The following is a 13,833-nucleotide window of genomic DNA, read 5'->3' on the forward strand; positions in this document are numbered from 1 at the left end:
ACAAATGGGGGGGGTTAAGGTGATAGGAACAATAGTAAACTGTATTTCAATTATTACTGGTAGTATTTTAGGTGCGGCTTTTAAAAAAGGAATAAAAGAAGAATATAAGGATATAATGCTGCAGGCAATGGGGCTGTCCGCAAGTGTTATAGGTATTAGCTCAGCTGTTAACAGTATGCCTAAGAGTAAATATCATGTTTTATTTATTATAAGTATTGCAATAGGTGGACTTATTGGACAAAGATTTGATTTAGAAAAGAAACTTTATAGTATAGGAGGAAAATCTTCAAAAAACAATTTAGTAGAGGGATTATCCACAGCAGTATTATTATTCTGTGCAGGTACGTTATCCATTTTAGGTCCACTTGAAAGTGCTTTAAAAGGTGATAATACATTGCTATATACTAATTCCATATTGGATGGAATTACTTCAATTGTTTTAGCCTCAAACTTTGGTATAGGGATCATAATTTCATCTGTTATATTATTTTTATGGCAAGGTTCAATTTATTTATCTGCCAATATTGTATCTCCATATATAACTGCTGATTTATTAAATGAAATATCAATAATTGGAGGGATATTGATATTAAGCTCAGGACTAAATATATTGGAGATAAAAAAGATAAAAGTATTAAATTTATTACCATCTTTATTAATACCTATTATTTTCTTTGTCCTTAAAAGGTTATTGGAAATATATTTCTAGTATTGAAGATAAAATTATTGCAATCCTAAAAGAAAAGTATTAAAATATACTTAACCTGGTTATATATTAACTAGGTTATTTAATTATATATAATACTTATTTGAAGGGTGATTTTATGAATAAAGAAAACATTGAAGAATACATAAACGTAGTTGGAGCTAGGGAAAAAAATCTAAAAAGTATAAATGTAAAAATTCCAAAGAAAAAAATAACTGTTTTTACTGGAGTTTCAGGCTCAGGTAAGTCATCTTTGGTATCTGATACCATAGCAGCAGAATCTCAAAGGCAGCTAAACGAAACATATTCAAGTTTCATTCGTCATCGTTTACCTCATTATGGACAGCCAAATGTGGATGCTATAGAAAATTTATCTGTGGCAATTATTATTGATCAAAAACGTATTGGAGGAAATGCAAGATCAACTGTTGGAACAATTACAGATATATACTCATTGTTAAGACTATTATTTTCTCGTATAGGGAAACCATTTGTTGGCTATTCTGATGTTTTTTCATTTAATAATCCTCAAGGAATGTGTCCTGAGTGTGAGGGACTTGGAAAAATCGATACAATAAATATTAACCAATTGTTGGATAGAAATAAATCTCTTAATGAGGGAGCAATTTTATTTCCAACCTTTGAACCAGGAGGATGGCGATTAAAAAGATATGTGCATTCAGGCTTCTTCGATAACGATAAAAAAATAAAAGATTTTACAGAAGAGGAAATGGAGTTGCTTTTACATAAGTCAGGTATTAAAGTTACTACTTCTGATCCAGAGTGGCCTAAGACTTCACTTTATGAAGGCCTTATACCTAGAATTGAGAGAAGTTTTCTAAAAAAAGAAGATGGAGAAGCTACTAAATATAAAAAAGAAATAGCTAAAATTGTTGGCAAAGAAACATGTCCTACCTGTGGGGGAACTCGATTAAATCCAACTGTATTGCAGTGTAAAATAAATAATAGAAATATAGCAGATTGTGTTGAAATGCAAATTACAGATTTATTAGATTTTATTCAGACAATTTATGAACCAAAAGCAGCAACTATGGTTAAAGCAATTGCCCACCGCCTAGAACATTTAGTTTCTATTGGTTTAGGCTATTTGACTTTAAACAGGGAAACCTCAACACTTTCTGGTGGTGAATCGCAGCGAATAAAAATGGTTCGCCAATTAGGAAGTAGTTTAACAGGTCTTACCTATATTTTTGATGAACCTAGTGTTGGGTTACATCCCCATGATGTAGACAAAATTAATACGCTTTTAAAACTTTTACGTGACAAAGGAAATACTGTGTTAATTGTGGAGCATGATCCTGATGTTATTAAAATTGCAGATTATGCCATTGATATGGGACCAAAGGCTGGTATAAGTGGCGGTAAAATAATGTTTCAAGGTACATTAGAGGGTTTAGCACAATCAGATACACTTACAGGAAAATATTTATGCAATGAGGCGCAGCTTAAAAACAATGTTAGGACTCCTACTCAGTGGTTATCTCTAAAAGATGCCAATTTACATAACCTTAAAAATATTAGTGTGGATATCCCTAAAGGTGTTATGACAGTTGTAACTGGAGTAGCGGGTTCAGGAAAAAGTACGCTAATCAATCAGGTGTTACCTAAATTTTATCCAGATACAATTTTTATTAACCAAAAACCAATACAAACTTCAAAGAGATCTAATATTGCTACTTTTACAGGGATGTTTGATTATATAAGGGAACTATTTTCAAAAGCAAATCATGTTAAGCCTGCTTTATTTAGTTTCAATTCTCAAGGAGCCTGCCCAAATTGTAAGGGCTTGGGAGTAACCTATACAGATTTAGCATTTATGGATACAGTTGTTACCGTATGTGAGGTATGTCAGGGGCAGCGATTCACAGATGAAGTATTAAACTACAAATTGCGTGACAAAAACATAAGTGAAATTTTAAATATGACAATTGATGAGGCCTTGAATTTTTTCTATGAAAAAGAAATATGTGATATACTAAAAAGACTAGCAGACGTAGGAATTAGTTATATTACACTTGGTCAACCGTTAAACACTTTATCTGGTGGTGAATTGCAAAGAGTAAAGCTTGCTTCGGAACTTGAGAGTCATGGAAACATCTATGTACTAGACGAACCTACCACAGGACTTCATATGTCTGATATAGCACAGCTACTTAAAATTTTGAATCGTCTTGTTGATCAAGGCTGCACTGTAATTGTAATAGAACATAATTTAGATGTGATCAGTCAAGCAGATTGGATTATTGATTTAGGTCCTTTTGCTGGTGAAAATGGTGGAAATATAATGTTTCAGGGAACACCAAAGGATTTAATAAATTCTTCGTCATCCATAACGGCACAATATCTAAAGGAATATATAAAATAAGGAGAATGCTTATGGCTAAAAAAGAGTTAGAAGAATATTATATACCCTTTCAATGTATGATTATCAGCAATATTAACCGTTTTAATATTGAGGGAGTGACAACAGCACAATATAATGTATTGGATATTTTAGATAAACAAGGTTCTAAGACTACAAAGGAGTTGGCAGAAATCCGTGGGATTTCTCAGGCTGGAATGTCTAAGTTAACGAAGCGATTGTTAGAGAAAAAATACATTGTTCAACAGCGTAGGAAAACTGATCGAAGAGCTTATGACATTCTAATTACTCCTGATGGTAAGAACTTTCTTGCCAGATCAGAAAAGTTTAGAAATGAAATTATGGATTTGATTGAGAACACTTTGACAGAAAAGGAATTGGATTGTTTTGTAAAGCTATGTAAGAAAATTACTGATTCATATGTGGAGGAATAGAAATAAATTTTTCGTAATTAGTGTTGACAAATTAATTACTCCAGAGTAATATATAGAAAAGATAAATTCTTTGAAGGGAAGAGTAGATATTTACTAAGTATCCAAAGCGAGTAGGGATGGTGTGAGCCTATGAGAAAAGTAGTATCGAAAGACATCCTGGAGATACTTATCTGAAAATTGTATTAGGATAAGTCGGGTTTCTTCCGTTATAGGGACTAGAGATAATAATGTATTAATACGTTATTAAATTAGGATGGTACCGTGAAGATATGCTTTCACTTCTATAAGGAGTGAAAGCTTTTTTATTACTCTTCTAGGAAGTTATACAGAAAGAGGAGCTCCTTTCTATATGTGATGCCTATCCTAATTTATTATGAACATTGTTAAAAAAGGGTGGTACCGCAAATTATTTTGCCCCTTGAGTTTTTACTCAAGGGGATTATTTTATTTTGGAGGTAATGATTAAAATGAAAAGAAAATTAGTAAATGAATTAAAAAATTCTATAGATGAAAAAGTAAATATTCAAGGTTGGATTCATAAAATTAGGAAATTAAAGGCCATAACTTTTGTAATTTTAAGAGATAGATCAGGATTAGTTCAATGTATAGTTAACAATAATGAATTTGATTTATCAAAAGTAAAGGTTGAATCAGTAGTATCAATTATAGGAGAAGTTAAAAAAAGCAAGAATGCTTTAAATCCTTTTGAGGTACAAGTAGAAAATTTAGAAGTTATAAGTAACGTTGAAGACGAACTTCCAATAGAAATAAATAAGGAAGATTTAGAAGTTAATTTAGATACACTGCTTAATAATAGAGTGTTAAGTATACGACATCCAAAGATAAATGCAATTTTTAAGGTGCAAAACTCAATAGTAAATGGTTTTAGAGAATTTTTAAATAAGGAAGGATTTACTGAAATTCATACTCCAAAGATCGTAAAGGAAGGGGCAGAAGGTGGGACAGAAGTTTTTGAAGTGAAATACTTTAAAAATAAGGCTTATTTAGCTCAAAGTCCTCAATTTTATAAACAGATGATGGTTGGAGCAGGTTTTGAAAGAGTATTTGAGGTAGGCCATGCTTATAGGGCAGAAGAGCATAATACCAATAGACATCTTAATGAATATATAAGTATGGATTTGGAAATGGGATTTATTGAAGATGAAAAAGATATTATGCAACTTGAAGAGAGAGTATTAAAGTTTATACTAGAAATGCTTAATAAAGAATGTAAGGAATATTTAAATTTATTACAGGCAGAATTGCCAGTTATACAGGAAGAGATACCTAAGCTAAAATTTAAAGAGGCTTTGGAGATATTAAGTAAAGAATACAATAAAGATGACCTAGAAGGAGATTTAGACCCAGAAGGAGAAAAACTTCTTTGTGAATATGCAAAGGAAAAGTTAAATAGTGAGTTCATATTTTTAACCAATTATCCTAGAAAGAAGAGACCAATGTATACTATGCCACTTGGTGAAGAGGGAACCCATAGTTTTGACTTATTATTTAGGGGAATAGAGATTACTACAGGTGGACAAAGAATTAATAACTACAATATGCTAGTAAAAAATATGAAATATAAAGGATTTAACCCTAATGATTATGACAGTTATCTATCAATTTTTAAGTACGGAATGCCTAAACATGGAGGATTAGCTATTGGTTTAGAGAGAATAACAGCAAAGATTCTAGGACTAGAAAATGTAAGAGAAGCAACATTAATTACAAGAGATAGGAAAAGATTAGTACCATAGTAACTTATTTAATATGAGTGAGGTTCTTGTAGAAGAACCTCAATTATATTAAAAGCCGCACTTTCTTTTAGTATAGTAACATAAATATAGTTATATTTCTTCAGAAATTCTTCAGATTTGCTTTATATTTCCATGATAAATATATTCTAAAATTAAAGCAATAAGGTATTTTCCAAAAATAACAACTTAATTTTTGAAAATGCAAAATAGAGGAGGAGAATTATGAAGAAATATATTTTTTTGTTTATTACATCTATAGTATTATTTTTCACAATAGGAAAGGTATCAGCAAAAGAAATAATAAATATAATAGTTCTTAAAGCTGGAAACGAAACTAAGGATGGATTTCCCGTTTATGAAGAGGGTGGAGATACTAAAGCTTTTATGGAGGTTTATAACAAATCCTTTATGAAAGAATCCATAGATCTATATGGACTAGCACAACAATATTCAACCTCAAAAAATAAAAAATTCTATGTAGCTTTTAAGAAAGGCTCAGGCTGTTACGGCAGTATTGGTTTTTATCTTAAAAAGGATGGGAAACTTTATAATAAAACAAAGTCACCTTATATAGAACTTTCGCCGGATCAATTAAATAATAATTATAATAGGCTTCAATCTATAACACAAATTTTTCCTCATGAAATGGGACATGTTTTATATGGGATTACTGCTGGAGAAAATAAGGATATTGATCAAAATACAGTAGATATACATTATTCAGATATTGTTACAGAGTATAGCATTGCCTTTAATGAAGGCTTTGGAGAGCACTTTGAGGTTATTTCAAGGCTTTATGAAGAAAACAAAGTAGTTAAAGATGGTATATATAATGATATAGAAAGAATAAAGAATAGTATAAATCCAAGAATAAACAGAATAAACAGAGATTTTATTTTTCCTTTAAGATTAGATTATTATAGAGAAACTTGTATGTTTTGCCAATCACAATATGAAGGATTAAAAAGGCATGAATTTGCTTTAAATAGCCATGGTAAGTATAAAAATTTAAGACATGATTTTATGAATAGCGAAAAATCAGTTTTGTATAGAAATATGGGACTTTATCAAGACAAATCTAACAAAAGAACACTAGAACAAAGCTTATCTACAGAAGCAGTTAATTCTAGTTTTTTTGTAAAACTTATAACTACTGATAAAGGAACATTAAGCGAAAGATATTCTAAGGTTTTCAATGTATTTAGTAAACATATAAATAAAGACGATAAACCTGAGTTAATACAATTTACAAATGGATATATTAAAGAATATCCAGAAGACAAGAATAGGGTATTAAATATTTTTAATGAAAGTACAGGGTATGATTTCACAAAGGAATGTGGTAGAGAAATATGGATAGTTAGTGAAGGTAAGCATTCTAATGTAATTATGGATCAATTTGCAGGTCTTAATTTCCCTATGTATGTATTTAATATAAATACTTGTGAGAAAGAAGACTTACTTAAATTAAAAGGCATAAGTAAAAGCGATGCAGAAAGTATTATTGCATATAGAGATGAAAATGGATATTTTAACGATGTTAGAGAATTTGAAAAAATAAAAGGAATAACCAAAGCTTCTGTTGAAATTTTAAAGAATAGTAGTAGTAAAGAAAAACTTAAAAAAGTAAAAAATGAACTTAAAAATATTTCAAGGAATATAGAAAATAAAGTTTTCAATATAGCTCTTGGCAATTTTAAGCATTTAATTTTAAGAACTGTGGAATGGCTTGTTATATTTTTAATTTTTTATTATTTAATAATTGCTAGAAAAACAATTAAGAATAAAAATGACTTATTTAAATCTATAGCTAAGAAATCTTTTAAATTTATATTTTATGTTTTATTGGGGCTTACTTCCGCATTTGCTAGCAATGCTATTTGGATAGGTAATAAGAATTTAAATCCTATAATAATTTTTATGTTATTAATTTTTATATTACAAGGTATAGGATTTTTGATAATAAGAAGAAACAAAGTTAAGTTAAAAGATAGTTTTATATCAACGATAATGCTGATGATAATAATTATATATTCACTATGTTGATAAATTTAATTGATAATAAATAGAATTTTTAAAAGTTATCAGCTCAACTTTATTGTTGATAACTTTTTTGAAAAGTATATTAAGGAGAGTCACTATGAATAAAATTACTATATTGGTTGTGGATGATGAAAAAGAAATTAGAGAACTTATAGAAATATATTTAAGGAATGAAGGCTATGATGTAATTACTGCAGAAGATGGGTTTCAAACTTTAGAACTAGCTAAAAGCAGCAATATACAACTTATTATTCTTGATATTATGCTTCCTAATATTGATGGAATACAAATTTGTAAAAAAATAAGGGAGTATTTAGATGTACCTATTATAATGCTATCAGCCAAGAGAGAAGATAACGATAAAATTTTAGGTATAATTACAGGGGCAGATGATTATGTTACCAAACCATTTAATCCCCTAGAGCTTGTAGTAAGAGTTAAAGCACAACTAAGAAGATATCTCAAGGCAGCTATAGTTCCTAAAAGTAATGAAATAGTAATTGATGATTTGCTAATAAATTCAGATACACATAGGGTTTATGTATCTGGAAAAGAAATAAAATTTACTTCTAAGGAATTTGAGATATTAAAATTACTAGCAGAAAATAGAGATGTGGTTTTTAGCAGCAGAAACATCTATGAACATGTATGGAAGGAAGAATTTTATGAATCAGATTCCACTATTATGACACATATAAAGAATATTAGGGAAAAGCTTGGGGACAGTGTTAAAAATCCTAAATATATAAAAACTATATGGGGAGTTGGATATAAAATTGAGAAATAAGTACTTAGGTGGTATCAGACTCAGATTTCTCTTAATATTTTTTATATCTATTATTTTCGCAACCATTAGTGCACTTACTATAAATAATATTTTAAGAAATAGAAGAACAGATTATTCAAAAGAGATACAAAATTTTAATCGTAGATGTTCGCCTATATTTAGTGAAATAAAAGAAAATATGAACAATAAAAAAGAATTACAAAATATCATAGATAAAAATTCAAGTAATAAGGATATCTACATAGTTAATAAGAATGGAGAGGTACTATTAAAACAACAAAATAATTGTGAAAAACAGTTAGATATAGATAAACTTCTAAAAATAAAATCACAAGATAATTACTTTTCTAGAGGGAATAAAGGTATATTTTTTGATGGAAAGGAAATTAAGTATTACAATATAGAAAAATTAGATGAAAATAGATATATTGTAGCTTCCGTATTTTTGGTTATGGGGGATGATTCTATAACTTTCATTTTATTAATAATAATATTTATTGTAGTGTTTTTACTATTAACTTATGGAAGAATAAAGTATATAGATAATTTGTCAAAAGGACTAAAGGAGATATCAAAAGGGAATCTTGATTATCGAGTTCAGATAAAAGGAAAAGATGAACTTGCACTTCTTGGAAAAAATATAAATTATATGACTGAAGAGTTAAAGATTGCAAAGGAAAAAGAAAAACAGATTAAAAAAAATAAGGATATGCTTATAGTCAGTGTATCACACGATTTAAGAACTCCTTTAACGTCAATTGTTGGTTATGTAAAACTTCTAAAGGAAAAATACAAAGGAAAAGATGATATAAGCAGATATATAGATATAATGGACAATAAATCTCATAGACTTGAAGAGTTAATAAATGATCTTTTTGAGTATACTAAGCTGACTTCTTATGATATTAAGCTTGAGAAAACTAATATTTCATTAAATGAGTTTATTAGGCAAGTAGTGGAAGGTATGATGTCTACATGCAATCAAAATAATTTAAACATTTTTTTAGAAGCGCCAGATAAAGAAGTAATTGTAAATGTGGATCCTATGAAAATGATGAGAGTTTTTGAAAATATTATTACTAATGCCATAAGATATAGTGATAAAGCAGGAAACATAAAAGTGAAAATTTCTCAGCATAAAGATGGGGCAATAGTTAGTATTGAAAATGAAGGTAAGAGTATAAGAAAAGAAGAACTAGATAAGATTTTTGATAGATTTTATAGAACTGATGAGGCAAGAAGCTCTGAAACTGGAGGTTCTGGTATAGGTCTTTCTATTGCAAAAAGCATTGTTGAGCTACATCATGGAGAGATATGGGCAGAATGTGAAGAAAATAAGGTTTGCTTTTTTGTATTAATTAAAGGACAGGATAATTAAAGTTAACAGTAAAGTGGATATTCACTCTTATGCATTTAGATTGCGCAGCTTATGCTCATGTTTACAATTGGTATCATTTCACAATAAAATATCTCCTAATTAATAATTTATTTTCGAACATAATAACTATAGGTAATTATTATATAGATTAATAGGAGGTATTTTATGAATGTTTAGCTTTCCAGATACTACAAAAAGAGTAGAATTGAATACGGATGAGTGCATTAATGAAAAGATTAGAAAAAGAACTTTGAAAAATATTGAGTATTATACTAATAAAGAAAATGAAGAAATTATATCTAGAATAAAAAAGCTTAACAAAGAATGGGATATTGAAAGATTACTTGAAGCTAATGCAGCATCTGCTGTGATTTTAAGTACCATGCTAGGACTTAAAGTAAATAAAAAATGGTTTTATATTTCAGGAATAGTAGGAGGATTTTTATTACAACATGCACTTCAAGGATGGTGCCCACCAGTGCCTATTTTTAGAAGATTAGGAGTACGAACTTCTTCAGAAATTAATTATGAAAAGGAACTACTTGGAAAATTACTTAAAGCTCATGGAAGTTATTAGTTTTATTAAGTTTTGTTAATGTTAGTAAGAAGTTGATAAAGAATAATATTATATAGTATGTGTTTTAGCTATATTTTAAAATAGAGATGGTACTTTATGCACTATCTCTATTTTAAAATTTTTTGATTTTGTTGGTACTTTCAAATTTATGAAGGGTAATTTGAAGTATTAGGATGCTGTTAGTTATTTTTAGACTGATTATATAGAATTATTGTACTATAGTTACATATATAACCTTTTTAACCCTTAATATTAAAGAATAGAATACTTTTATAATTTGTGCGATAGATTTTGAGACTACTTACGTTAATATAGATGAAGGTACCTTTAGAAGGGATGAAGAAGATGATAAATGAAGACAATTTTATTCAAGGCTTAAAATATAAAGATTTAAAAGCTTTAGATTATTTAGTAGAAAACTATTCGGATTTAGGCTTAAAGGTAAGTTATAATATTTTAAATAATAGGCAGCTTAGTGAGGAATGTACTAATGATGTTTTACTTAAGATCTGGGACAATATATCTTCCTTTAGTGGGAGTAATGAAAGTTTTGCTAAATGGTTTGTAGTTATAACTAAAAGACAAGCAGTAGATATATTAAGAAAAGAAAAGAGGCATAGCTCTAGTTTGGAGTTAAAGGAAGATTTAGCTTATACCATTGATGATAATGTTTTTGAACAAGTAAATAACAAATTAGATGGAGAAACATTGAAATCTAGTTTAGAAATGCTAGATGAAGGGAGTAAAGAAATAATTATTAGACGTTATTATAAGGATGAGAGTTTAGATAAAATAAGTGATAATCTAGGGATAAACAAAAGTGCTGTAAGTAATAGACTTTCTAGAGTTAAGAAAAAGCTAAGGTGCATATTTGCAGGGAGGAATTTATAATGGATTATGATTTTAAGAATATAAATCTTCAAGATGTAGATTTAGAAGAATATAATTCTATAGATATAAGATTTTCTAGTAAAGAAAAGGAAAATATAAAAAAGAATTTAAGAAAAAAGATTGAAAAAAGAAAAAGTAAGAGAAAGGATTTAGCGGCAGCTATAGCTTCAGTATTAATATTAGTATTATTGGTATCTAATGGAAATAGCGTATTAGCCAATGTACTACCTACATTTAACAGGCTATATGAAAGTATTGGCTTTAAATCAGAGTATTTATCACAGTCAGTTTATATAGGGAAGACCTATGAAGAGAATGGAATAAAGATTACTTTGGAGAATTTGACAGGAACAAATCATGTGATGAAGGTGGCTGTAAAGGTGCAATATAGTGATAAGTGGACAAAACTAAATAGACCTCTAGTTCACTTTGGATGTGGTTTTGAGGGGAAATTAGATACTGGTTCATCAGGAGGATTGAAAGATATAGGTGAAAACACACAACTTTGGGTTGTTGAGTTTGCTTCAGAGAATGAATTCCCAATGAAAGGGAATTTTAATATTATGGCTATCAGTGATGGTTTTAAGAAACCAATAGTGTGGGATATGAAGGTGGATTTTTCAAAGAATTTTAAGGAAACCATTGAAAAAGGTATAACTATGTCTAAGGATATAGGAGTTACTATTAATCATATTGAAATTAATACACTAGGTACTATTATGACTAGCAACAATAATCTTGTGGGTTTACCAAATGGAGAGAGCTATTATTTGAAGGTAGATAATAAAATTTATCCTATACTTGGATCTTCTTGGGGCAAAAATGAGTGCCATACTTTTATGCAAAATGTTAGTTATAACTCTATTAAAAATTCTAAGAATATTTCACTTGTAAAACATAGTATCAAAAGTTTTGAAAAAATAGCTACTAAAGAAATGACAAAGGAAGAGGGCATAAAAAATGATGAAAGAATAAAAAAACAACTAGATAAACTTCCTAAAGGAGAGATAAGCGGAGTAATCTACACAAAGAAAATTACTTTTAATAATGGAAATAAGGCTGAAATCTATAATATAGAGAGAAAGGATGGAAAAATCCGTGTCTATATTAAAGGTGATGATAAGAAACAAGTATTTAACATGCTTTCAGATTTATATACCAGTACAGGTATTTTAGTTCAAGGTATAGAGGAAACTAGTGAGGGATATATTGCAGAATTTGATGATGTGTCACAGGATAAGGTGACTATTAAACTTAATGTTCATATATTAGACTGTAAAGGAGATTATAATGAAGATGAGTCAGAACTTACATTAAAATAAACTAGGAGAGATAATAGAAAAGAGCGCTAACCTTCAGAGGATAGTGCTCTATTTTTTGTTGTCTATAAATAAAATCACCAACCAAGCTGTTGGATATTTATCAACTATTTGATAATGATAATTAATATCATTTGTGTTATAATTAACATAGATTGATTTTATAAACAGAGTTCTTAGCTTCAGAAGGAGTTTTTACTCCCACTGAAGCTTTAGAAATCGTTATCCAGGGACGTAGCCGCTCTTTACTCCCACTTTAAAGAAGATGGGAGTATTAGAGCGGGTAGTCATCGGATAAATTGTTAATAATTAAATCAGTACAGTATGTTAAGAAAGAATGAAAATATTTAGCTAATAAAATTAAATGGTTAATGAGAAAAATGAGGTGATTTATATATGATAAAACAGTATGAGTATAAAGTAAATAATAAGGAAGCTTATGGGGATTCCATTTGCTATGCATTTAATGAAGCTTATAATTCAAACAACAATAATTTTTGTTATACAATTCCCAAGGAAGCTGGTAATGGACGGTTGAGTAGTATATGCGGATCTAGAGGTGTTCGTATAATTGATTATGATTTGAATTTTCAGGAACCTATTGAAGTGTGGGGAGTTTCAAGAGTTCCACATATGGATATGCTATTTTGTCTTGGAGACAACTTGAATTGGAAATTACCACAGGCAGGCAAAGAATTTGAGATGTTTTCTGGAGAAAGTTATATTGGTACAAGTTACGAAACAATAAAAAACAGTGTTTATCCTGCACAGTGTGATATTCATTTAATTGAAATTAAAATGCCACTATCCGAAATACAGGATACTCTTGAAAGTATTAGTGTTCATTGCAATATGCATTGTGGTTCTTCAAAAAACAGGTTTTGCGGTAAATACAAAGTAACACCATCTATTCAAGTGATTCTACAGAAAATATTAAAGTGTCCCTATCAGAATTCTTTAAAACAACTTTATGTGGAAGGGAAGTTATTGGAACTTATTGCAGTATATTTGAATGAGGTTGTTTATCAAACAGAAAAAGTTACTTCTAGTGTGAATTTGTCAGCAGAAGATTTAAAGTGTATCTATGATGCAAAAGATATATTAGATGAAAATTTATCAGAAGCACCTTCTATAAGTTGCCTTTCAAAAGCTATTTTTCTGAATGAATACAAATTAAAAAAAGGATTTAAAGAAGTTTTTGGAGTACCTGTACACACTTATGTTATAAATCAAAGGTTGGAAATGGCAAAGTTTTTATTAGAAGAAAAAAAGCTTAATGTTAGTGATGTAGCAGTACGAGTGGGCTATTTGAATATGAGTCATTTTGCAGCCGCATTTAACAAAAGATATGGCGTTAACCCTGGGGCGTATATAAAGAATATTAAAAACATGTAAAGAGTATTTTAGTTTACAGCATACTTTTGTGTATGCTGTTTTTTATTCCAATTTGAGCGAATATAATACTAATTTGGGCAGAGAAGCAATATATAGTTATTTTATACTTATGGAAGTAGAAGTATTAAAAATAGTTAGGTGGTTTAAATAATTGTAAGTAAAT

Annotated in this window: 11 protein-coding genes and 1 other annotated feature; all 11 genes read left to right on the forward strand. The window is 29.1% G+C overall.

Features of this window, described 5'->3' with window-relative positions:
• Positions 1 to 19 precede the first annotated feature (19 nt).
• The 11 genes from T514_RS0109570 to T514_RS0109620 all read left to right on the forward strand — a co-directional run bounded on the left by T514_RS0109570 (position 20) and on the right by T514_RS0109620 (position 13,670).
• Complete coding sequence (locus T514_RS0109570; RefSeq protein ID WP_027624575.1) at positions 20 to 709, forward strand: DUF554 domain-containing protein; 690 nt, start codon at positions 20 to 22, stop codon at positions 707 to 709.
• Positions 710 to 824: 115 nt separating this feature from the next.
• A complete protein-coding gene (locus tag T514_RS0109575; protein WP_027624576.1) occupies positions 825 to 3,092 on the forward strand; it encodes an ATP-binding cassette domain-containing protein in 2,268 nt (755 codons plus the stop codon).
• Between the two features lie 11 nt (positions 3,093 to 3,103).
• Entirely contained in the window at positions 3,104 to 3,523 is a 420-nt protein-coding gene (locus T514_RS0109580) for a MarR family winged helix-turn-helix transcriptional regulator (protein WP_027624577.1), read from the forward strand.
• A 61-nt stretch (positions 3,524 to 3,584) separates the two neighbouring features.
• Positions 3,585 to 3,809, forward strand: a binding site (T-box leader).
• Between the two features lie 181 nt (positions 3,810 to 3,990).
• A complete protein-coding gene (gene aspS / locus T514_RS0109585; protein ID WP_027624578.1) occupies positions 3,991 to 5,280 on the forward strand; it encodes an aspartate--tRNA(Asn) ligase in 1,290 nt (429 codons plus the stop codon).
• Between the two features lie 222 nt (positions 5,281 to 5,502).
• The gene (locus tag T514_RS25680) at positions 5,503 to 7,326 is read left to right on the forward strand and encodes a helix-hairpin-helix domain-containing protein (RefSeq protein ID WP_027624579.1); all 1,824 of its coding nucleotides are present in this window, start codon (positions 5,503 to 5,505) and stop codon (positions 7,324 to 7,326) included.
• Positions 7,327 to 7,420: 94 nt separating this feature from the next.
• On the forward strand, positions 7,421 to 8,110 hold the full coding sequence (locus T514_RS0109595) for a response regulator transcription factor (protein WP_027624580.1): 690 nt from the start codon (positions 7,421 to 7,423) through the stop codon (positions 8,108 to 8,110).
• Positions 8,100 to 9,488: a HAMP domain-containing sensor histidine kinase gene (locus T514_RS0109600; RefSeq protein ID WP_051541983.1), complete on the forward strand. Its 1,389-nt coding sequence runs from the start codon at positions 8,100 to 8,102 to the stop codon at positions 9,486 to 9,488. Before T514_RS0109595 ends, T514_RS0109600 begins: the two co-directional genes overlap by 11 nt.
• Before the next feature lie 169 nt (positions 9,489 to 9,657).
• Positions 9,658 to 10,065 (forward strand): YgaP family membrane protein, encoded by a 408-nt coding sequence (locus T514_RS0109605; protein WP_027624582.1) that lies wholly within the window; start codon positions 9,658 to 9,660, stop codon positions 10,063 to 10,065.
• 315 nt (positions 10,066 to 10,380) lie between these two features.
• A complete protein-coding gene (locus tag T514_RS0109610; protein ID WP_242850579.1) occupies positions 10,381 to 10,956 on the forward strand; it encodes a sigma-70 family RNA polymerase sigma factor in 576 nt (191 codons plus the stop codon).
• Positions 10,956 to 12,278, forward strand: a complete 1,323-nt coding sequence (locus tag T514_RS0109615) for a DUF4179 domain-containing protein (RefSeq protein ID WP_027624584.1) — start codon at positions 10,956 to 10,958, stop codon at positions 12,276 to 12,278. The genes T514_RS0109610 and T514_RS0109615 overlap by 1 nt, the downstream gene beginning before the upstream one ends.
• A 393-nt stretch (positions 12,279 to 12,671) precedes the next feature.
• Entirely contained in the window at positions 12,672 to 13,670 is a 999-nt protein-coding gene (locus T514_RS0109620) for a helix-turn-helix transcriptional regulator (protein ID WP_027624585.1), read from the forward strand.
• Positions 13,671 to 13,833: the final 163 nt, after the last annotated feature.

The organism is Clostridium lundense DSM 17049, from assembly GCF_000619945.1.
Classification (GTDB): domain Bacteria; phylum Bacillota; class Clostridia; order Clostridiales; family Clostridiaceae; genus Clostridium_AO; species Clostridium_AO lundense.